The sequence below is a fragment of the Fibrobacter sp. UWB1 genome (assembly GCF_002210325.1).
GTDB lineage: Bacteria > Fibrobacterota > Fibrobacteria > Fibrobacterales > Fibrobacteraceae > Fibrobacter.
Map to the genome: position 1 here is coordinate 1 of NZ_MWQL01000024.1, position 23,814 is coordinate 23,814.

The 23,814-nt window shown below is 47.4% G+C and carries 15 protein-coding genes; 1 reads left to right on the top strand and 14 read right to left on the bottom strand.

Translation table 11 applies throughout. The annotated features are described in order from the left end of the window. The 11 genes from B7988_RS13520 to B7988_RS13570 all read right to left on the bottom strand — a co-directional run. A partial coding sequence (locus B7988_RS13520; RefSeq protein ID WP_141225685.1) for a hypothetical protein occupies positions 1-9,127 on the bottom strand: 9,127 nt, incomplete at its 3' end. Positions 9,128-9,145: 18 nt separating this feature from the next. Continuing rightward, complete coding sequence (locus B7988_RS13525; RefSeq protein WP_088658329.1) at positions 9,146-9,442, bottom strand: hypothetical protein; 297 nt, start codon at positions 9,440-9,442, stop codon at positions 9,146-9,148. 266 nt (positions 9,443-9,708) lie between these two features. Next, on the bottom strand, positions 9,709-9,960 hold the full coding sequence (locus B7988_RS13530; protein ID WP_088658330.1) for a hypothetical protein: 252 nt from the start codon (positions 9,958-9,960) through the stop codon (positions 9,709-9,711). Positions 9,961-9,983: 23 nt separating this feature from the next. Continuing rightward, on the bottom strand, positions 9,984-10,163 hold the full coding sequence (locus tag B7988_RS13535; RefSeq protein WP_088658331.1) for a hypothetical protein: 180 nt from the start codon (positions 10,161-10,163) through the stop codon (positions 9,984-9,986). Between the two features lie 387 nt (positions 10,164-10,550). Beyond that, positions 10,551-11,360, bottom strand: coding sequence for a dipeptide/oligopeptide/nickel ABC transporter ATP-binding protein (locus B7988_RS13540; protein ID WP_088658332.1), 810 nt, complete (start codon positions 11,358-11,360; stop codon positions 10,551-10,553). Beyond that, positions 11,350-12,348 (bottom strand): ABC transporter ATP-binding protein, encoded by a 999-nt coding sequence (locus B7988_RS13545; RefSeq protein ID WP_088658333.1) that lies wholly within the window; start codon positions 12,346-12,348, stop codon positions 11,350-11,352. Before B7988_RS13545 ends, B7988_RS13540 begins: the two co-directional genes overlap by 11 nt. Before the next feature lie 11 nt (positions 12,349-12,359). Then, positions 12,360-13,205: an ABC transporter permease gene (locus B7988_RS13550; RefSeq protein WP_072979824.1), complete on the bottom strand. Its 846-nt coding sequence runs from the start codon at positions 13,203-13,205 to the stop codon at positions 12,360-12,362. A gap of 2 nt (positions 13,206-13,207) precedes the next feature. Beyond that, entirely contained in the window at positions 13,208-14,584 is a 1,377-nt protein-coding gene (locus B7988_RS13555; RefSeq protein ID WP_088658334.1) for an ABC transporter permease, read from the bottom strand. 17 nt (positions 14,585-14,601) lie between these two features. Then, on the bottom strand, positions 14,602-16,425 hold the full coding sequence (locus B7988_RS13560) for an ABC transporter substrate-binding protein (protein ID WP_073322907.1): 1,824 nt from the start codon (positions 16,423-16,425) through the stop codon (positions 14,602-14,604). Between the two features lie 295 nt (positions 16,426-16,720). Then, the gene (gene eno / locus B7988_RS13565) at positions 16,721-18,130 is read right to left on the bottom strand and encodes a phosphopyruvate hydratase (RefSeq protein ID WP_073057359.1); all 1,410 of its coding nucleotides are present in this window, start codon (positions 18,128-18,130) and stop codon (positions 16,721-16,723) included. 121 nt (positions 18,131-18,251) lie between these two features. After that, complete coding sequence (locus tag B7988_RS13570; protein ID WP_088658335.1) at positions 18,252-19,571, bottom strand: GntR family transcriptional regulator; 1,320 nt, start codon at positions 19,569-19,571, stop codon at positions 18,252-18,254. Positions 19,572-19,702: 131 nt separating this feature from the next. On the opposite strand from B7988_RS13570, the gene B7988_RS13575 reads away from it, so the two are divergent. Continuing rightward, the gene (locus tag B7988_RS13575; protein ID WP_088658336.1) at positions 19,703-20,851 is read left to right on the top strand and encodes a glycosyl hydrolase; all 1,149 of its coding nucleotides are present in this window, start codon (positions 19,703-19,705) and stop codon (positions 20,849-20,851) included. A 77-nt stretch (positions 20,852-20,928) separates the two neighbouring features. Here B7988_RS13575 and B7988_RS13580 read toward each other — a convergent pair whose 3' ends face one another. The 3 genes from B7988_RS13580 to rpsL all read right to left on the bottom strand — a co-directional run bounded on the left by B7988_RS13580 (position 20,929) and on the right by rpsL (position 23,773). Beyond that, on the bottom strand, positions 20,929-22,644 hold the full coding sequence (locus B7988_RS13580; protein WP_249269007.1) for a glycosyl hydrolase family 8: 1,716 nt from the start codon (positions 22,642-22,644) through the stop codon (positions 20,929-20,931). A 250-nt stretch (positions 22,645-22,894) separates the two neighbouring features. Continuing rightward, positions 22,895-23,371, bottom strand: a complete 477-nt coding sequence (rpsG, locus tag B7988_RS13585; protein WP_072980594.1) for a 30S ribosomal protein S7 — start codon at positions 23,369-23,371, stop codon at positions 22,895-22,897. A gap of 12 nt (positions 23,372-23,383) precedes the next feature. After that, positions 23,384-23,773, bottom strand: a complete 390-nt coding sequence (rpsL, locus tag B7988_RS13590; protein ID WP_072980597.1) for a 30S ribosomal protein S12 — start codon at positions 23,771-23,773, stop codon at positions 23,384-23,386. Positions 23,774-23,814 lie beyond the last annotated feature (41 nt).

Below are 23,814 nucleotides of genomic sequence, written 5' to 3' on the forward strand. Positions count from 1 at the left end.
CAGAATCCGCAGCCTTGAACAAATGCACCCCATACCGGCCATTCCACGGATTGTCTATAGAAACAAGGTCCATGTGCATCTTTTGGGGATTGTCCATCGTCATCAACTCATAACCAATTTTACCCGATCCCTCGGCAAACGGATACCACAACACCAAAGACAACGGGTAAGGATACAGCTTTTCGGTCTGCTTCACAACTTCGTCCGAATTATGCCCCTTGTCCTCTACGATAACCTTGATTGTGGCCATGCATCCAACGCAGCTGTACAGGCTTTGCTTATCCACCATAAAGTCGTACACCGGAGCTTGATTTTCTGGAATAGTCACACTGTGCAAGAGGTTTCCACCCAGGAACAGTTCCATGGTAGTTTTCGCGACACCACTGCCAGCTTCTTCTATTTCCGTTTCCACATGCACAATGCGTGAACCATCCTCGTTTTCGGAAACAGAGGTTTCCAGATTTTCAATAACAGGAGCAACGGAATCAAGCCTTACGACCGGGCCAAGTTTCTGTTCCGTATTGCCATCGACACCATAGAATACGATAGAAGACTGATACATTGAATCAAGAACATTGAAATCCGTATTTTGTGCAGACCATACAATCATCGGCCTTGTAGAGGCGCCACGATGTTCCGCCGATACGTTACCCGCAACGCTTAATTGCAACAGGTAATTACTCTTTCCGTCACAGAGGTACGGGAATTCAAGCCAACCATTTGCAGATCCCATCCAAAGAGTGTCAAGCCAGATATTGTCCATCTGTGGGCAAGAGAACGCTTCGGCTATTTCAGGAATGGAATCAGCGACCACAATGCTATCTGCCTTTAACGAATCTAAAACAACGAACTTTGAGAATGTATGTGTTTTTGCATTGATTCTAACGAATGCACAGGAACTTAGATTCAACGTATCACAGCTGCTATAATCTGAACTAAGAAGAACAGCTCCCCCTTCCATTTCCAACGGAATAAGGTTTTTGGTTTCGGCATCAACCTTATAGATTTTCAGATTCCGATAATCAAGGCCTTCTTCTTTCAAGGTAGCCATAGAAATATCTACCGTCACAAGGGGTTCTTTTCCATCAGGGAACTTATGTGAGGGCAACATTTCTAAAACAGGACCGACAGGAGTCATATTCCGGAACAAATTGCAATCATAGCAATCACTTGGATTCATTGTACGCACGGTAACATCCTCATCCCTCTCCCATGCATTTGCTTCAAAGTGAACATGCACATTACCGTACATCGAATAGACATCATTTTTTTCGTCCGCTTTTACATGTTCCCCTATATGAACATCTAGCTGACGGTAATACGTCACATTATCAGCGCCCTTGTAAGTCAAAAAGAACGATGTATTTCCCTGAAGCTGATTCACATTCATAGTCGCAACAATCGGTTGCTGGGTTCCTTCACCAACCTTAAAGCGCATTCCATTTTGGATATAAGAAATATTCCAGTTGGTTACATCATACGGAATAGTACCGCGAAGGGTAACAATTTCGTCTTCACGAGAAGCATATATATCTTTAGAATTACGAGTCACGATGAATTGTTTGGCGGCAGAGTCATAACTGGCTTTAAGATAAGGATGTTGAGTCAAAGAAGTGTCTCTCAGCATTACCCTCTTATATACATGAACCAAAGCAGACTGATTTTTCGCCCATTCCGAAGCAAGAATTGTATCAGCAGGATCCGCACTCTGGGCAGCAACGCTTGCAAGCGGAATTATCTCTCTCTGTTGCAAACCTCCATTTAAACTTCGTTCTGACATAAAAATTGTATCCTTAGAACGATAGAAATCTAGTTCAGACGATGGAATTGTCTGTCCATTATTGATTATCGTGCAGGAGCCAGTATTAGCACAAAGCGGATCAAAGTCCCAATTGCCAAAATTGCTAGCATCCGCATTCAAAACATAGCGGTCAATAGGAACCTCATCTGATTCAGGTTTTTTCAACTCAAATTTCCACAAGCCTTTTTCTTCGTCCCAATCTTGCGGAACAACATTATACTGCAAATTCCCATTCAAATTAGCTTCATTGGGAGTTTTTACCATAGTCAAAGCATAGGAAGGCACACTGGAATCCGTGAGGGGGTTACGTATATAACCCTTTCCGCTATCCAATACAAACGTGCTTTTCCATTGAGAATCATTCCAATCGTGTTGAGTAAAATGCACATAAGAAACCCAACTGTCACAACCATAAAAATGATACCCGTTAGGTTCATTCACCTTACATTCTCTATCATTTAAAGGATAATCAACAAAAGTGGGATGCTCCATTATCACATTTTTTGCAAAAGCTTGGTCAAAAGTCATTTTAGGAGCAACGTCAAAGTAGATATCGTGAGGAATTAACCTATCCGAAATTTTCTTATCTATACCTTTTTTTGCATCCTGCTCATCGCTGTCAAATTCAGCAAGCAAATTTCCATTAAGGTCTCGCGCCTCTGCCCTATAAACAAAATCTCCGTTTCCACGATAAAAACGCCAAGAATATTCTGACGGATAGAATTTCACTACAGAATCAGGCCGTTCATTTGCTTTGATTTCATCATTAAAAAGCAAAGGATTTTCTTCAATAGGCCATACCCACAAACGTTTCGCTTCAAACACCGTCGGCCCACTATTCAAAGAAGTATCATATTCCCATAATGAGCCATTATAGGAATTCTGAAATTTGAAATCCCGAAGTCTAGACAAAGCTGTAAGATACCCCTGATTACCATATAATATCTTATTCAAAGGATCAAAACGAACATAGCGGTTGGCCAAATTATTTGTACCCCACCTTTCCGCTGGCGGATTCCAATAGTTAGAATCCATTTCAAGAACAAACTTGATCCTCAAATCCGAGCCAGAATTATTCATTTCTTTACAATCATCCTTATGATATTCCTTCACAATAAAACTCTCTTTTCCATCATAAGGTTTCATTTTTACACGCATCATATACGCATGGGGATTAAATTGAGCAAGCACATTCTTATCAACTTCCTCTTTCGCTGTTTTCGCACCACATACAAACTTTGAATTATCCTCTGTCAATTCTTTACTGTCTATTTTTTCTGCATCACAGACTGTAATTGTCGATGAGTTTTTATCGAACATATTGATTAAACTATCAGAATTCGCGAGAATATTTAAATCAAAATTTACAGCTTCATAATACAAGGGGAATCCATCCCAGTCTTCAAACCACCTTCTTATCATGCTTTCGGCCTTGTACGAATCCTTTTTATAAACAAGATTCCACGAAAAATCATCTGTCGAGAAATATTCGTTAGTTTCAGCTACAGCATTATGATAATACATCGTATCATTGTCTAAATAATCCTTTATTTTCTCATAAGCCGAGGCTGGATAAATTTTTATTGCAGCCAAATTATGCAATACTTCGCCAGTATTTGATTTATATCCATAAGCGCGCCATTGGACATCTCTTATGGAATCCAAATCCGCAAGAATTTCTATTTTCTTTTCTCCCTTATTGAATTTTTGCTTTCTTACATCAATTCTATAATAATATCCACGACTGTTCCTTACATCATCATCTTCAAAGCATCCATTTATATAATAATCTCCATCTCTTATTTCATACACTCGTGATTCACTCATCACCAACGTAACCACCGTCGCCCAGAATTCGTCCCTATGCCTCTGAATACCAAGACTAGGACGTGTTTTTTGATACACAAAGGGGTGTTGCTGCCCATATACATCCCAGCTATATTTAAACGTCCTTTCTTTTTCCGGCAGTACCGTTGCTCTGATATTCGTTCTAAGTAAATAATCAGGTTTTCCGACATATCGGAAGTCACCATTTGAATCAACAATAGCCTCATCCATCTTTAACTCAGCGATGCGCCCCACCGAATCTACTCTTGCTTCTTTAATATTCGCCCCTAAACTCACTTCAAATGGATAGAGTGTATCTATGATTATCCCGTTTTCGTTTTCTACAAGTAGATGGATTTTATATGAACCGGCCTTAACAAAATTGTCATCTTTCATGCCATTCCATCGGAGTGTTTTCCACTGGTTTGCAGCGGTCGCCAAAACAGTATCACGATCCAATAGGGTGTATACATCTTTGTTTGTTGAATCCTGAATTTTAGCAGTCACAACTGCAGATTGTCCCGTTAATTTGAATTGGAATCCATAATCTGCCATTTGCACAATGGATGAATCTAAAGCGGAACCAATGAAATTTATATAGTACTTTTCCAAATTATTAGAAGAGAGCACTATTTTCGTCTTCTCGTATTTCAAATACCACTCTTCATCCTTACTGATAATATTCTGCTCGTTTCCTTTTTCATATGCGATTACATGTATCCGTACAAGGCTGCCACTGGAATAGGTCCCATTTACCAAACCGTCCCAAGAAATATGAGCCTTGTACTTTTCAGGATAAATATATACCACAGGAGAAAGTGAATCTTTAAATAAGGTTTTGTCAATCGTCGCCGCATCTACGGTAAAAGGAGATGTTGTCCTGAACGTCAATTCAACAGAGTCATGTTCCACATTCCATACCTTAGTTGTATTGTAACGGGGAATAAGTAAATCCACGCTATCATTCTGAACCCGAACACTGTCCATGACAAAGCCCAAAGAATGCGTTGAATCCGCTTCTAGTGTAGAATCCCATACAATATCGCCATCAACATACCGAATTGCTAAGCCAGGCGTACGCCTTAAATCCGTCGTATCATTTCCCATCCTTACCCCTTGCGCATTCCCCACATAACGAACATGCCAAGTAGCACCATCGTTTTCCTGCCAAATAGACAATCCCGTATCCGAAGCCACCACAGGTGTTCTAAACGGGGATATGACCATAGGATTAAAAGTCTTTTCTACAGTCCTCACGTAAACTGACGAATCTTTTGGAGACGGGGCCTCAATAAAAGCCTTTACAACCCACTGCGATGTCTCAGGAACATTCATCAATTCTATGGAAATGTCCTCGATATGACCTGCCACATGATCATCAAAAGGCAGGGTAACCATAATTTTAGGAGCATCGATCGGGGCAGGCGCCACAAAATCATCTACAGAGATTGTTCGCTCATCAGAATACCATCTACAAGTATCGCAACTCCTTATGGAAAGTTTTAAACTATAGTTTCCTTCGTCAAGATTTAAACTTGACAAATCCCATACAGCTAAATCTCGTTCCGAAGGCAATAGGCTTCTATCAAACACCAAATAGTCAATTCCCTTTTCTGACCAAGTAGTATCTTTTCCCTGCGCTCTCCAGTAAATACGAAATTCACCGTTGTTATCATTTCCATGAATTTCTGGATTTGGGGCGAATCCCTTAACTAAGATTTTATCCTTGTAGCTATCAGAACCTCCTTTTGGATAGGTAATTTCAGGATAACGGTTCCCCATTCCCATAAAGTTCATATTCTTTCCAAAATTTCCGGCCTCATCGTAACAACCAAAATAGACATACCAAAAGCCCTTGCTCGTGTCTAAGGCGGCCCCCCTAATGTCAAACTCATAATTTGAATAAAGAGTATCTTTACTCACTGTTTCGGCAACAGGCCCGACCCATTTTCCAACATTGTTATTTACGTCTACCTTTACATAGCATGCCAAACTAGAACGGTTTCTTGCATCATCTATACTTTGGCTTAAGTGGGCAGTTCCTTTCTTCAATTCCGCAACGTTTTTATACGCGACATCTCCAAGTGAAACACCATGAACCTGCGGTGAAGTCCTATCCACACGCAGTTTTTCCATAATTCGCTTCTCACTCTTGTTGCCCGCTTCGTCAGTAAGCGAAACTTCCACACTGTAAACACCATCCTCAAGTCTATTAATATCTGGTTCTTCAAAAACAAATCGTTCTAAAGATTTACGCACAACATAATCATACAGATACTTTTTCGATTTGACTATACCATTATTAAGAGAATCCTTAAAAAACAACTCTACTACTACAGCTTCAGAATCACGCCCAAGCAAATTTTCATCTATTTCAAATGTCACCAGCAAAGTATCCCTTGCATTTAAGAGCGTTTCCCCTCCATTTTCATTCTTAGTAAATGAAGGAAGCGTGTTATCCGTAGAATTTTTTGCTCTTACATTTTCATTCAATAGCTGCGGAGCTCCATTATCAACAATGATAGACTTATGTATGGATTTTCCATTGATACCCAATTTAAATGTTGTATCATCAGCCATCACAAGGGACCAAGAACGCTCTGCAGAATCCTTTACTACTTTAATAAGTTGACTCTTCGTTGTAGAATCTGGATTTGCAAAATCATACGCCTGAACATACAGTTCTACAGAGTCACTCCACGTAACAGGTCCATTATTCCACCGTATTTCATATGACGGTTCTCCCACATTCGCCCTATGGAAAAGCATTAATGTTTCATTCGTCCTTTTACGAACCATAAAACCACGAATGCCTCGCAAACGGCGATTTTCAACCGAGTCAAGATTTAATACATAAGCAATAGGACTATTATCATTAAAAGACACAACCTTCGGAGCAAAAGAAGTATCAAAAGCAATATTTGGCGCTAAAGTATCCACCTGCACATAAACTTGAGGATTATAAGTTATAGTTTGTTCCCCTGTTGAACCATCTTCCTTCAAAGTTTTCACTTTAAAACCCAAATCCCATTTAAGAGTATAGGATGTATTTTCTAAAGGATGCTTTTTCCAAAGCGGGGAGATATCCGTCCAGAATCTAAAACGAGCACCAGCCCCTTCCAAACTATCAACATAAACCTTAACGGTATCTTTATCATTTGAATTTGAGCGCGATACAATTAAGCGATATGTTCCAAGATCCGCAGCATAGCCTAAATCGTTTGAAAAGATATCCACTGTATCCATCTTAGACACCACATCAAACGACTTTGGCCATCCTTCTTCTACTAAGTAATCAACAGCCTGGAACTTAAAAGTGATTCGCTGATTATTTGAATAACCAAACTTATTCACAATATAAATACTAACACTATTTGCACCATCCTCCTGAATTGCACTGAGCAATACACCTCCCTTATCAGCGGAAACATTCTTGTTCAGTATTTCCTTAGGTCGGAACACAAACTGGCCATCCTTTTGAACAGGAGATTCATATAACGAATCAATGGGATTCGGTTCCCAATCATTATTACTCCCACGATAGATATACCATTTATTGCCGTCCCGTTCATATGCGATTTGAATCCTTGCATTAAAATCAAATTTTACCAGACGAAGAGAATCCGGTTGGAAATCATCTATTATAAAACGATATTCATTTATATAATCTCTCACTGTAAACGCATCTAATGCCGCATACTTGGCATAATTATGCACAAACCCATCTCTTTGTTCATAATGAACATCCTTTATCATTACGGAGCTACTATTAGTTAGGCTATTTCTATTCATATCCATAAATTCCGATACCGGAATCGAATAACCATAGACATTAGAATCCCTAGCAATATCCTCATAACCCTTCACAGATTCAAGTTCCTTGTACAAAAGCAAAGGAATAATTGAGTCCATAGTATTATTACTATTACGCACCGTCTGCAAGGAAATAACGGGAGTCCCAAACAACATCTTTTCCATGCCAGAAGCCTCTATTTCATGCTTATTTCCTTTGTAATCATTCCAAGAGCAAGAATCCATTTTTCGAATCGACTGTTCCACAGCAAAATACTTAACCGACCTCAATGCATCAATTTTTTGTACAGCTTTTTCAATTGTCATTGAAACATCCGCAATCAAAGCCACATTTGCCAAGAACTGAGCAGTTCGACATGCTTCCTTTACACCTGGAGCACCACTAGCCAATAAACAGCCATATTTAAGTCCTTCGTCAATATCCTGCCTTATTTCTTCCAACTTCCCAGCTTTTGAAACATATTCCATGTATTCATTCAATTCCGAATTCCGAGCACATTCATATAACGAATACCCCTTACTAAAGACGTTCGATTCCTTGAACGCTTGAACATTTTTCCCAATGGCACTAAACGCTGGGACATCAAAAGTTCCTTCGTCAAAGAAATTGATTGCATAATTGGATAAATTGTTAGAAACCAAATCCATTCCCTTTTTCAAGTCACTCTTAAGAGTTTTTGCGCTTTCGCGAAGTTCAGTAATTTTTTCTGAATATTCATCAATAAAGGTAGAGAACAATTCCGACTTATACTTTTCCGGCAAATACTTATTCGCAATACTTATAACTTTCATTACAGACTTTGACAAATTCTCTTTATTAAACTTCAACTTACTCAAAGTTGAAACATCTTGAATATATCCAGATATTTGATTAACAGGGATATCATATTTTTCGGCAATTTCATGGGCAAAATTCAATGCACCCGAACCAAAGTCGCCATTCACCGCATCCGAAACAAGATTAGCAATATCGTCAGGAACTACAGTTTTCCCATTTTCTGAAAGCGTAGTCGAAAGCGATTCCGTCAATACTTTTTGGAGTTTTTCCTTACTTACGTGGTTCTTTGGTTGATCTGCAAAATCGGCCAATGTTCGCCGGCCATTGCCTATTGTCGGAAGTCCGTATGAATAAACGTTATTGTACGCCGGATGATCAAACGAATTCAATTTGGAATAAGAGTTAAGCAATTGCGTACTTCCGGCAAAATCGTTTAACTCCAGTCCTTTTTCTTTAGCCTTCTTTTTTACATCATTATACGCACTATCTGTCAAATCTAAATCCTGGGCAAGATACAGCAAGGACTTGTAGGAGTTTTCCTTGTCTTCAAAATATCCCTTGAAGTTCTCTTTTATATTTCCTGCATCTTGGGCCATTCCAAGAACGGCTTCCTTAAGAAGCGACATCATCAAGTTTTCCAGGGCATCTCCACCGCCCACAAGATATACCGCCAATGCCAGCGGAATTATGTCACTATAATCGGCAACGGATTTAGATTTATTTAATACAGAAGACTCATTCAACAAAGCCTGATCAGCAAAACCAGTTCCCTCATGCGGAGTGTTAAAGAAGACAACATTATCAATTTCTCCTTGATACTCCCGACTTTGAATATACTCGCGAACAGCAAGTCCAGCAACACCTTCTGCTATAATAATGAACTTGGCCGGCGTCCTTTCGAGACTCAAAGGCCCCACATTTTTGGTCTATTCACTCAAAGCTTTATTAAAAACTGATGTTTTCCCTTTGAAAAGGCTATCTGCAACCTCCGCAGGACTCTTAGAATCATCATAGGAATGACAATAAATGGAATGAACATTCCCATAGAAAGCGTGCGCTTTTAAAAAATCATCCACACCCATTTTTTTCCACGAATTTACCGAACTGTCATTGCACAATCCGGAAGCATCCAACAATATGGCAAGAGTGGATTGCGACGGGCTAACTACAGCGCTAAAGGCAACTGCAGCCATAACCAACACCCAAAACATCATTTTTTTCATTCTTTCCTCATTTTTCTCTTACAGAGACCTTTCAAAACCATAGGATTTACTTTCGAAAGGAAGGGGGGGGGATATATTTTTTATAAAATAAAAATTCACTTATAAACTGTCATTTAAAATTTTATCAACAAAAATACATTATAGGAAAAACTTATAACAAATTTTGTAATATGCATAAAAAAGGGACCCATCCGCACTGATGGTTTTCTATATACAAAAAAAGTCTCTCCGATTGGAGAGGCTTTTTAATGCATTAAGCTTGACGATTACTGATCTTTCTTGTCGTCACCACCGACAGAAAGCTTCGTGTCGCCCTTAGCGATAGAGAAGCCCTTCTTGAGAGCAATCGCCGTGATGACAATAATCAGAACAATCAGGACGGCACAGCCACTCGGCGAGGCAAGGGCTGCAACAGGAGACTGCTGCTTGAATTTCTTCATCAGCTCCATCTTGTTGAGCTTGGCGTTTGCCTTGTCGGCAGAATCCGGTGTAGCCGGCACTTGTGTTTCTGTTGCCATGTTTTCTTCTTCCTATTTGGGGGTTAACGTTTCTTGCCGCCAAGCAATTGGAGGAGCAACGAAATAATGCTTCCAAGAAGCGAAGGCGCCTTTACCGGGGTGGTTTTGGGCTTGCTCGCTTGCGGTTTTGCGGCGGGTTTAATTTCGGGAGACTTCTTGACTTCTGCAGCCTTGACTTCGGCCTTCGGGGTTTCAACAGGCATTGTCGCTTCAGCGGGCTTCTGGGCGGGCTCGGCAACCTAATAGTAGGACGTGAAATCCGGGCGGATAGAATAAATCTTCACCCCGTGCCCGATATCGGTTGTCTGGGTCAACTTGTACTTGACCCCTGCGGAGTTGGTCAGGTTGGAGAAAAATTCGTCTTCGCGCTTTTGGATGGTTTCCGGTCTTATAAACCCCTTCTTTTTTATTACAAGGTAAAATAATTCTCTTTTGTATGCAAATCTACGTTCAAAATAAACAATGAATTTTAGTACAAAATCTCAGAAAACGACACAAAAAGAAGAAACCCGGCTCCTTGCGGAGTCGGGTTTTCTAGATCCTTCGACTTCAGGCTCTGCGAGCCTTCCGCTCAGGATGACACACTCCAATTACTTCTTAGAACGATGGCTGTTCTTGATCCATTCGGTCTTGTGGACTTCCGGAATATCGTCGAGCAGCTTGAGCGTGTGCGGTTCGGTCGTGTTGTCAAGCACTTCTTCCGGAGTACCCTGGTTCACGATCTTACCGTCATGCATGATGAAGATACGGTCAGAAACGTAGTTTGCAAGGCCGATATCGTGGGTCACGAACACCACCGTCATTTTCAGCTCGTCTTTCAACTTGCGGAGGTAATCGAGGATGTTTGCGCGCACGCAGGCGTCCACCATGGAGGTGGCTTCGTCAGCGATCAACACCTTCGGACGGAGCGCGAAGATACGGGCCAAAAGCATACGCTGCATCTGACCGCCGGAAAGTTCGAACGGGTACTTGCCTTCGATATCTTCGGGCTTCACGTTCACAGCCATCAGGCCTTCGTCCACGCGGCGGCGGACTTCTTCCTTGGAGGGCTTATCCTTGAGGATGTTCAGGGCGTCTTCCAGCTGGCTACGGATAGTAAAGAACTGGTTGAAGCATCCGAACGGATCCTGGAACACGAACTGCACTTCATTCCAGTGAGCCTTCAGGTTCTTGATGGGCTTGTCGCGATACAGGAACTGGCCGCGAGTCGGCTTGTAAAGACCGAGCATGATCTTTGCGAGCACGGACTTGCCGCAACCCGAACCACCCACGATCGAGATGAATTCTTCGTCGTAGATGTCGAAGGACACGTCCTTCACGGCGGTCTTCAGGGTCTTACCGGCACCAAAATCCTTGCTGATGCGCTTAGCGGAAAATACAACGGGTTTATCAGACAGCATAATCGCACCTCACTTGACGGCCGCCTACAATGCGGATGTTCTGGGTATTCTTCTTGCAGTCGGGGCATGCCTTCTTGCAGCGGGGAGCAAAGCGGCAACCCACGATCTTGTTCTTCAGGCTCGGAGGAGCACCTTCGATAGCCACCGGATGACGGGTACGCTGGGATGCTTCGGTAGAAAGCATAGCGCCCATCAGAGCCTGGGTGTAGGGGTGACGCGGGTCCTTAACGACCTGGTCAGCCGTACCGTATTCCACGATTTCGCCGGCGTACATGATGGCGATGTTGTCTGCCACGTGGTACAGGAGCGGAAGCTCGTGGGTAATGAAGATCATCGTGGAGAAGATGCCCTTGTCAAGAAGATCGAAGATCATCTTGATCACTTCCTTCTGGGTAGACACGTCCAAAGCGGAAGTCGGTTCGTCAGCGATCACCATCTGCGGATTGAGCAAGGTGGAGATACCGATCACGGAACGCTGGCGTTCACCGGCGGTGAGCTGAATCGGGTAGGAGTTCAGCACGCGCTTGGTGTCCATGCCGAACAGGTCGAAACGTTCGCAAAGGCGGTCGTAGATTTCCTTGTGGTCGAGCTTCTTGCCCGGCTGCTGGTGAGCAGCAATCACGTCGGCGGCGATGTCCTTGATTTTACGCACCGGGTTCAGGGCGTTGAATGCACCCTGCGGAATCATGGAGACCTGCTGAGCGAGCACGTTGGCGCGAACATCTTCGAGCTTGCGGTGCATCAGGGATTCCATGTGGTCGCCCACGCGCACACGCACGTCACCCTTTTCGGGGTAGAGCGGCGGAATGCACATGCCCATAAGGCCAGACACCAAGGTGGACTTACCGCAACCGGATTCACCTGCGATACCAAGGATTTCGCCCTTCTTCATAGAGAAGGATACATCCGTCACGGCATGAGTCTTGTCACCGAAACGGCCAAGGTAATAGAGGCCGAGATTTTCTACTTCAAATACATTTTCAGACATTTCGTTACCTCTTATTTGCGCAGACGCGGGTTAAAGACGCCTTCCATAGAAGTATTGATGAGGTAAAGGGCAAACACCGTAAGGGTCACCACGAGGGTTGCCGGAATGAAGGCAATCCAGATGGAGTCGGCAAGAGCGCCGTTGTCCTTCGCCTGGTTCAAGATGATACCGAGGCTAGTCGTGTCGACAGGGCCAAGGCCGATCATGGAGATGGAAGCTTCGGAAAGAATACCCGAACCCACCTGCATGATGAACACCATGAACACGTAGGAGAGCAAGTACGGAAGCACATGCTTGATCACGATCGTGAGCGTGGATGCACCGTTGATGCGGGCAAGCGCGATGTGGTCGCGGCTACGCAGGGACGATGCCTGGGCACGCACGGCACGAGCAGACCAGCTCCATGCGGTAAGACCGATGATGAGACCGATAAGGGTCAGCGAACGGCCATCCTTCACGGCAGAGCTGATGAGCACGAGGATCACGAACTGCGGAATCACGATGAAGAGGTTCGTGAACATGTTCAGCACTTCGTCGATCCAGCCACCACGGAAACCGCCGAACAGACCGATAAGCACACCGATTGTCGTCGCGATGATACCGGCCACGAAACCCACATAGAGGGAGCTGCGGAGGCCGGCAATCAGCAGGGACACATAGTCACGACCGAGGTGGTCGGTACCGAGCAGGTGTTCAGAAGAAGAACCTGCATACGGGCCAGCGAGAATATCACGGGCGTGAGTATCGACGTTGTAGAAGAGAGGTCCAAAGAGCGCGATCAGGAGCGTGAGCACGAAGATCGAGATACCGATGACAAACATCGGGGACTTGAGAAGGTTTCTTAAGAGTTTCAACATAATTACTTACCTCCCATTTGGAGACCGGCCTTAACGCGCGGGTCGAACACGGCGATGAGCACGTCAACGGCGTAGTTAGCCACGAGCACGCAGGTAGAGATCATGAGCGTACAACCCTGAATCGTTGCGTAGTCGTTCTTCTGGATGGCGTTGAGCATCGCCATACCGAGGCCCGGATAAGAGAAGATCATTTCGGTAATGAGTGCGCCACCCACCATGGCACCCAGGGACTGAGCAAGACCGGTGAGCTGCGGAAGCATGGCGTTACGGAACACGTAGCTAATAATCTTGCCTTCGCGAAGACCGAGCCACTTGGCGTACTTCATGTAGTCAGTACCGAGTTCATAAATGGACATGGAGCGCATACCCGTTGCCTGACCCGAAAGAAGAATCGGGAAGCAGCTGAAGAACGGGAGGATGTAGTACCAAGCGACGCTCTTGATGCAGGTCCAGGAGAAGGTGAGTTCCGGAATGTCGGAACTATAAGCACCCATAGCCGGGAACCAGCCGAGCGTGATGGAGAACATAGCCACCAAAAGCATACCGAACACGAAGTACGGCACACCGTTCAAGAACATGGCGCAGGGGAAGAACACCTTGTCGAAGATGCCGCGCTTGTAAGCAGCGAAGGCACCGAGCAAGTTACCGATAATCCAGCCGAGCAAAATGGTTGGAGCCTGGATGAGGAGCGTCCACGGGAGGGACTTCTTAATCACGTTGGTCACCGGTTCGTTGTTCTGGTAAGAGAGACCGAGGTCGCCCTTGAACACGTTGGCGATATAACGGATGAACTGAGAGAAAGCAGAGCTGAGCTTCGGGTCGGTCTTGAGGACGACTTCGTCAACCATCACGGTGTCCTGGCGTTCAGCCTGGACCTGTTCCATGACAGCGACCTGTTCAACCTTGGCGACCTTCTTCTTGCCCTTCTTTTCCATTACGGGCTTGCCCTTGGCGTCAAGCACGGGCTTTTCTTCGAAGACCGGCTTACCTTCGGCGTCAACCTTCTGGCGTTCCACCATCTTCGGGGTGCCGTCTTCGTTGACTTCCTTCACAGTCACAAGAACCGGATTGCCAGCATCGTCGAGCTTGGGCACCTTGCGGGTAACCATCTGGCCATTTTCGTCGACTTCCGGTTCATAAATCACGTTGCCCTGATCGTCGAGTTCGGCCATACCGAAGGACACCAGGAGTTCGGCTTTCTTCTTCTGGGCTTCAGTCGGAGAAAGACCCTTACCGGCCTGACCCATGATAATGTCGACCGGGTTGTTATCGCCAAGACGCGGCAAGGCGAAGTTCAATGCCACTGCAAAAACGAAGGTCAGGAGATACCAGAACCCCTTCTGCAGGACATAGCGTAGCATAGGATATTGTTTAAGCATTTGTATTCCTTTAACCTTTATTTAGCAAGCTTTAAGTTCCAGAGGATCTTGGTGCCCGAAGCCACCCACGGCAGCTGAGCCGGAGCGTACGGGTTTTCGGCGGTGGGCCAGTTTGTCCACACGCGGTCGCTGAATTCGTAGAACTGTTCAGGCAGGTAAACCAGCGGAATAGAGGGCTGGTCTTCCATGAAGATCTTGTTGAGTTCGCGGTAGGCCTTCGCAATTTCCACGGAGTCCGTCATCAGAGGAATAGCAGACAACAGTTGGTCGACTTCGGGGCGGAAGCCTTCGGTACCCGGCTGGTTGTAACGACCGATGTTCACACCGGCCCAGGCGCCAAGCGGCTGCCAGTCGCGGCTTGCCATGATTTCGTTGAAGCGGCTCCACGGAAGAGACGGAGTCACGTCGGCGACAGGCTTGTGCATCACGAGGTCGAAGTTGCCAAGACCCATGGCCGGCCAGTAGGAACCGCCGTCCACGAAGCCTTCGCGGATATCGATACCGGCCTTGCGCATGCCTTCGACAGCGATAGTCACCATGGCTTCCCAGTCGGTCCAGCCGTTCGGGCTAGTGATGTAGAGAGTCGGGAGTCGTTCTCCCTTGGCATTTTCCATATGGTCCAGGGTACCGTCGTCATTGAATACGGACTTGAAGCCCGCTTCGGAAAGAATCTGCTTCACTGCGGCGAGGCGTTCGGCTTCATCGCTGATGCCGAGGTTCACACCGTACTTTTCGAGGTCTTCGTCAACAATGTACTTGCCTTCGAGGTCCGTCGGCATGATGAGGCCGGCCTTGAGGGTAGAGGTGTAGTTGGAAACGGCGAACTGGCGAAGCGCGTTGTAGTCGATTGCAGTTGCAAGAGCACGACGGAAGCGCTTGTCGTTCAGGGGTTCCTTAAGGGTGTTGATCACGAGCATGGGCATTGCACCCGGACGGAAGTAAGGCGGTTCGTTCCACCAGGTGTGGACGCCTGCAGAAGCCTTACGCTGAATGCGGGGAATAAAGCTCTGGGAGGCATCGAGGTTGCCTTCACGCATAGCAATCGTGTTGTGTTCGTTGTTCTTGTAAATCGGGTGAACAATGAACTTCGGAGCCGGAAGCTTGCCGTCATGGAGGGCGGCGTTGCCCCAGTAGTCGTCACGACGTTCAAGAATAATCTTGTTCGGGTCGGCGCTACGCAGGTTGTACGGACCGGAAACCACCGGGTTCTGGTCCATCGGGAGCTTCTTCGTTTCGTCGAGGCCCTTTTCCTTGATGAGCGGTTCAAACACGTGAGACGGGGCAATACGGGTTGCCTGCAACATGTCGCGCACGGTCAGCGGGTTGTTACGCTTGTCCTTGGCGACCATGAACGAAAGACGTTCGGTAATGACGCCATCGGCACCCTTCAGGGAATCGATATGGATAGCGGAAATCTGTTCGGTAGAGTTGATGGAACCGCGCAGGAACATGAAGGTCACGTCCACGGAGGTCACCGGCTTGCCATCGCTCCACTTGGCGGCGGGGTTCAGGTCCACAACGATAGAGTCGTTATTGGAGAGATCCTCGACCAAGGTACCCAGAAGGGGTTCGATCTTGCCGTTCAAGGAGTTGTACGTGATGAGCGGTTCGTACATGAGGTTGAAGCGTCCGCCTACCGGCCAGGAAGCCATCCAGCTTTCTGCGAGCGGGTTGAAAGAACCCGGCGCATCGTTCTGCTGGCCCGACAAGTATAGCGTCTGTTGACGGGGAAGCGCGCCACCCAGATCACCTTCCGAAGAAGCGTCACCGCAACCCGAAAGGAGAGCACCGGATGCCGAGAGCGCAAGCGCCGTCTTGGCAATCGATTTAAGTCCAATCATGTGTGTCCTCTTTTTATAGCTATAAAAAGCTTAGTGTGAAAAAATTCTCTCGTAATATAGATTTAAAAGATTTGTTTGTTCCTTCGATTTTCAAAAATAGTGTTTACAATCGTGCTTTTAAGCGCAAGGCGACAGCCCTTGCGACTATTGATGTTTACGGAAATTTACACTCACTAGAAACAAACCCTTTTTTGACGCATTTTACACAAACTAACAGTCATTGCATACAAAAGAAAAACCGCCCTAGTCGTTAACCAGGAACGGTTTCTCTTAGTAATTCTAATGGTTTAGAAAATTACTTGGCCTTTTTGCAGCCGCACTTCTTGCAAGCCTTAGCAGGGGCCTTGCAAGCCTTGCGCGGGTCACCGGCATAGACAGCAGCCTTGCCGAGTTCTTCTTCGATGCGGAGGAGGCGGTTGTACTTGCAAACGCGGTCCGTACGGGAGAGAGAACCAGTCTTGATCTGGCCAGCGGCGGTACCGACGGCGAGGTCAGCGATGAAGGTGTCTTCGGTTTCGCCAGAGCGGTGAGAAACGATCGGAGCATAGCCTTCGTTCTGAGCGCGCTTGATAGCGGCGAGAGTTTCGGACACAGAACCCACCTGGTTCACTTTGATGAGGATAGCGTTGGCGATACCGGCCTTGATGCCTTCGTCGAAGATGGTCGGGTTGGTAACGAACAGGTCGTCACCCACGAGGTTGATCTTGCCGCCGAGCTTGTCGGTCATGACCTTCCAGCCAGCCCAGTCTGCTTCGTCGAGACCGTCTTCAATGGAGAAGATGGAGTACTTGTCGATGAGCTTTTCGTAGAGCTTCACCATGTCGGCAGACTTGACAGTCTTCTTGGTGCTCTTCTTGAAGGTGTAGGTTTCCGGCTTGCCAGCCTTGGTGTTCTTGTCGCAGAATTCAGAGGAAGCAACGTCAAGAGCGATCTTGATGTCAGTGCCGAACTTGTAACCGGCATTGGTGGTTGCAGCCTTCAAAGCGTCGAGAGCCTTTTCGAGGGTCATCACGCCAGTGATTTCGTAACCGAACTTGTTCTTAGCCGGCTTGATAGAAACGCCAGGAGCGAAGCCACCTTCGTCACCAACGGTGGTGTCGAAGCCGGCCTTCTTCAGCACAGCCTTGAGGGCGTGGAAGATTTCGGTGACCATCTGGAGGCCCTTGGAGAAGGTCTTTGCGCCAACCGGAGCGATCATGAATTCCTGGAAGTCGATCGGAGCGGAGGAGTGAGCACCGCCGTTGATCACGTTGCACATCGGGCAGGGGAGCGTGAGCTTCTTGGTGCCATGGAGCTTGGCGATGTACTGGTAAAGCGGAAGGCCAGCGTCCTTAGCGGCAGCAACGCAAACAGCCATGGAAACGCCGAGGATAGCGTTTGCACCGAGCTTGTTCTTGAGCATGCGGTTGCCGTCGAGAGCAATCATGGCGTCGTCAACTTCAGTCTGCTTGGACGGATCCATGCCGATGATCTTCTTAGCAATCTTGGTGTTCACGTTCTTCACAGCAGTGAGCGTGCCCTTACCGCAGTAAGTCTTCTTGTCGCCGTCGCGGAGTTCGCAAGCTTCGCGTTCACCGGTGGAAGCACCGCTCGGAACAGCAGCGTGACCAACGATACCGTTGTCAAGAGTAACATCGACTTCGAGAGACGGATTGCCACGGGAATCCAGGATCTGACGAGCCCAAACTTTAGCGATTTTAGCCATTTTATTAACCTTCTGTTAAAGTGAAAATTTTTGTGCCTTAAATATAAAAAAGTAGAAAGTAGGAAGTAGACAGTAGGAAGAAAAAAAGTTGGAAAAATGTGAACAGAATCGAGCGAAGAGGTCACTTTTCCACGACATGCCCGGATAGTTCTCGGAAATCGTCTTTTTTATACAAAGTAACGCCAGGGGAAATCAGATGAAACACGGACTGCTCGGCAAGGGCATCGAGGCTGAACTCAAAGGAATCCAGGCGGTTGCGATAGCTGTCGTTGGAATTGTCGAAAGACACCATGTAAGGCGGGCGCTTGAGCTTGCCCTGCTCCACGAGCGACAAAAGTTCCACCCCTACCCTGTCGTTTGACACGACCCACGCATCTACAGGCGGAATCTCTTTCACCAGCTTAAGCAAAATACGGCTGAAAAGTTCGTGTGCCCCCTTCTCCTGCATAAAATCAAAATGGCTCGCATGGCTCGCATCGGTCGCTTCGATTACCTCGAGCCCCACCTTCTTGAGTCCTTTCAGGCGGTCCCTCGACCACATGCTCATGTGGTAAGGCGAAATAAAGGCAACACGTTCCATTCCCTTTTCTTTCAAGAAATGCCCCACCGCGCGCCCCGGGAAATCACCAAAGGCCAAATTGAAGAACGCGTAGCGCTTTTCTTTTTTCAACGCGCGAGGAATGTCGTATAGCGGGTGCTCCCACCACACCGAAATCGGGAACCGCGTGCAGGCAAGCAGGGCAAAGAGTTTGTTTATGTTGAACACCAGCATTGTCGAAACGACGGCACCGAAGTATTCGCCGCAGTCCTCCAGCCTGACCCGGTTTCCAGCGGCATCTAGAAAAAGGCCCTCTTTTTCATAATACCCGAGCGCCTTGACTTTAAGTTTGTTGCGGCGCGCCTCGGCGTACACCTTCTGCATGAACGTAAGTTCACGTTCGCCAAGCCCGTTAAAATCCCCGTTCGGATTGCAACGCATAATCAAGAGAATTTCCTTCAAGTTGACCGCAGACGACCTTGTATTCTTGAAGTAGTAACGCCCGCGGCCCTTGCGGTCAAGCACTCCCCTTTCACGCAGCATTTCAAGGGTACGGCTCATGGAACCCGACGTGGTCCTGTAAACCGAGCACAAGTCCTTTATTGACGGTAGCGTACTATCTACCGAAATCTTGCCGGATTTCCAGTCTTCTAAAAGCAGGCGCTCCAGGCGTTCGGTCTCGTGCTCGCTTGCATCTACCACGATTTCGGGCTTTTGGCCCCAAAAGTAACCATTACCGTGCTCTCCGTAAATTTTCCCTTGTTCTACCAAGCGCTTATACGCTTGGAAAACGGTAAAGGTCGAAGCCCCCTGCGACGCAGCTACCTTGCGCACAGATGGAAGCCTTGCACCATCCTTGAATCCGGACGATTCTATCCACTTGCAAAATTCATCGACAGTCATCGGGCCTCCGCCATAACACTAGATACACTTTAATATAAATACAAACAACTAAAACGTCTTTCGCAAAATCCCGAACATATCTTTAAAACGTAAAACAACATCACCGGCGTTTAACGCCAATCGGGGTTTATATGAACAAGAAATTATTCCTCTCTATGTGTGTCGCACCTGTCGCGGCCATGGCATTCCAGGTCGGCGCATGGGTCGGTGGCCCAGGTCAGTATCCGCAGCCCACGCAACAGAACGTGCAGGCGTTCCAGGATTTACAGGGCACGCACCTCGACCTCATCAGCTACTTTGCACTCTTCGACATCAACGACTGGAACGCGACCGAAGAATACGCCAACGTCGCCAAAGAAAACGGCTCCACGCTGGTGGTCACTTGGATGGCTAACGGATACGGTGCCCAAGACTTGGTCGACGGCAGGGCCGACGAATACATCCGCGACTACGCCAAGGGCGTCAAGAATTACGGTGAAGAAATCTGGCTCAGGCCCCTCCACGAAGCAAACGGCGACTGGTACGACTGGGGCGTGGGTAAAGAAGGTGCCGGCAACACCGACGCAAACGTGGCCGAAGCATTCCGCCACATCGTGAAAATCTTCCGCGAAGAAAATGTCGAAAACGTCAAGTGGGTCTGGACCACCAACGCCTCGAACGCAGGAAAGGGTTCAACACTCACCGGCAACTACCCCGGCGACGACTACGTGGACTACATCTCCATCGACGGCTACAACTGGGGTAAATGCCAGAGCTGGTCCAGCTGGCAGACTTTCACGCAGGTATTCAAGAAGGCCTACAACGCTCTCGCGAATATAGACAAGCCGCTCTTCATCGCCGAAATTTCCAGCTCCGAACTCGGCGGAAACAAGGCCGAATGGATCACCGACATGTTCGAGCATTTTGCCACGGACTTCTCACGCGTATTCGCGGTGATGTGGTTCAGCCAGAGCAAGGAAGCGAACGAGGGCGACTGGGCACTCAACACTTCGCAGGCCGCCGTTGACGCCTGGAAGGCCGGCATCGCCAAAATGAAGGCTTTGGAGAGTAACACGGCTATCAAGCTTACCGGGAGGGCCGCCGGCAACTCCTTTCGCCTGCAAGACGGCAAGCTCTACATGCAAACCGACAAAGCGCTAAAGGCAAGCGTCGTGCAGTTCGACTACCAGGGCTGCATTTTGTGGCAGAGCGCCGTACAGCACTTCACCCCGGGCGTACACGCTATCGATGCTCCCAGCACCCACATGCAAGGCGTATACAGGCTCCACATACAGAAATAACCAATCCACAAAAGCAAAAGTCCCGGAAGATTTTCCTTCCGGGACTTTTTATATACAAGCCTTAAATAGAAGCTTTACTATTTCACGACCTTGTATGCCTTGTTGCCGACAATGACAAGCATCGGGCCCGTTTTGGCGAGGCGGACTTCCTGGGTCGAAGTCGCAGTCTTCGATGCCGAGAGCACGCGACCGTTGAGGTCAGTGACCGTATACTTGGTGCCTGCCGGTGCGTTTTCAATAACGATTGCGCTGTTGGTGGACCACACGCGAACATTATTGTTCATGGCAACGGTTGTACGAATTGCAATCGTAGAATCCGGGTTGGTAACGGTGGAATCAGGGGTGGTAACAGTAGAATCATTACCCGGGCCAGTCTGGGCGGCAGCCTTGATGGTCGCCTTGTAAAGCTTGCAACCTTCGAAGTAATCGATCTTGTCGCCGTCGTTATAGGTCACGCCGTTGATTTCGGTTTCGTTAATGGTCTTTTCTTCGGATTCGACAGTCGGCTTCGGCTTCCAAATCTTGAAGGTGCCGCTCAAGTGGAGCATGGCAAGGTAATGCACCAGGCCATCGTAGTAGCGGTACTGACCGGTCATGAACTTAGTATCCCATGCCAACTCCAAGTTTTTCTTGACGGCGGCATCGTACTTGGAATCATTAATCAAAGCCATGGCAGCAACCGCATTTGCACCAGCTTCGCCCTGCGTATACTGTTCCTGCGGATTAGAGCCATCCCAGTTAAAGCGGGCGTGCTTGTAGCCATCCTTTTCAAAGAAATCGATAATGCGGCGGGCCATTTCTTCTTGACGAGCAGAATCCACACCGAACAGGTAGTAGTCCATACCGAAGTTCATAGCGCAGCGCATGGCGTCGTACATGTACTTTTCGGCGTTACCATTGTAGCTTACGCCGTGCGGGGTTCCGTCAAAGTTGTTATAGTCGCTGAACAAGCCGGACTTCGTGTTAGAGGACTTGTACAAATGATCGCGCGTAGCCTTTGCAGCCTTGCTCCACTTATCCTGATTGGAGGTGGACCAACGGGCGAAAAGATCGACGTATGCCGGCAAGTCGTAAGACGGGTCGGAGAAGTTGTTTTCGTTACCCTGCGGCTGGAATGTAATCACATAGTGTTGCGGGTTGAAAAGGCTATGCTGGCCGTTGTCCCACATCTTTTTCAAGATGTACTGGGCGTCTTCCATGTACTTGCTGTCGTTCCAGCGGTTGGCTGCGAAAAGTAAAGACATCATAAAGTACATTTCGCCATCGGGTGCGCAGTTGTCATCGCCACCAGTACCGCTGTCGTTACGCTGCCATGCGAAATAGCCGTCCCAGCCGCCACTTTTATGCCACATGTGGTTCTTCGCCCAGTTCCAGAGCTTGTCGAATTCTTCTTTGTGACCCGTCTGCACGGCAATCATCATACCGTAGGACATGCCTTCGGAGCGGACGTCGTTGTTGTTGATGTCCTTGATGTAGGCTTCGCTACCCCTGTCATAATAAACCTTGGAATTATCATCACCCTTAAAGTAATGATTCCAGAGGGCATCCATCTTTTCCTGAATTTCGGCGTCAGTCTTGCCCAAAATCTTCTTGAACGGGCTTTCGTAATTACCCGTGTAATAAGCACCGGAATAGTTTTTATCCTTGTCGCAATCCGGACCGTAATAGGCTCCGTTTTCGTCAAAGAAGGTTCCCGCGTAGGTTTCTGCAGCCATCGATGTGGTGGTCGCGAATGCGCCAAGGCAAGCGGCAGATGCCAAAATGCCGGCAAAGGATTTCAGGTGTTTTTTCATTTTCACTCCCATAAGTGTTTTGTTTTTACCCTTTACCGCAAAGATAAATCCCGCTGTATACAAAAGCAATAAAAGTCCAACTATTTGCGTTGTACGGTTTTAAACGCCTAATTACGCAAAATTTCGGCATTTTTGTGTTAGAATTTTAGTCTACGTATGTGTTCCGGCAAACCCTAACTGCACAAAACAGAAAAGGCTCGCTGTTTACAGCGAGCCTTCCCTCTAGGATAATTCCGTGCTAATGCAAGAATTAGAAACGGAAGTGTGCGAAAGCCTTGTTGGCTTCGGCCATCTTGTGCGTGTCGTTCTTCTTGCGGACAGCGTTGCCTTCACCGTTCTTGGCGGCAACGAGTTCTGCAGCAAGGCGGTCAGCCATGTTGGCTTCGTTGCGGTTACGGGCTGCATCGAGGAGCCAGCGGAGAGCGAGGGCCTTGGCGCGGTCCGGTGCAACTTCCATCGGAACCTGGTAGTTGGCACCACCGATACGGCGGGACTTCACTTCGAGACGCGGCTTGATGTTTTCGAGGCAGAGTTCGAACTTTTCAAGCGGAGTTTCCGGACCTTCGAGCTTCTGGCCGAGGTTTTCGAGAGCGGTATAGACGATCTGTTCAGCGATGGTCTTCTTGCCCTGCTTCAGCACGACACCGACGAGTTCGGTAACGAGCGTGGACTTGTAACGCGGATCCGGGAGGATGGAGCGATGGAGAGCCTTTCTTCTTCTAGACATATTCTACCTTCCTTACTTCTTGGCCGGAGCGGCACCTTTCTTCTTAACACCATACTTGGAGCGGCCGTTCTGGCGACCGTTCACAGCCTGGGTATCCAAAGTACCACGGATGATGTGGTAACGAACACCGGGGACGTCCTTCACACGACCACCGCGGATAAGCACGATGGAGTGTTCCTGGAGGTTGTGGCCTTCACCCGGGATGTATGCGGTCACTTCCATCTTGTTGGAAAGACGCACACGGGCGATCTTACGAAGAGCGGAGTTCGGCTTCTTCGGGGTGCTGGTGTACACGCGGGTGCAAACACCGCGCTTCTGGGGGCAGGACTTCAAGGCCACGGAAGCGGTCTTGTTGCTGATCTGTTCACGTCCGTTGCGGACGAGCTGTTGAATAGTTGGCACTGTTAATCTCCTAGATTTTGGAGTGCAAATATAGTTTCTTT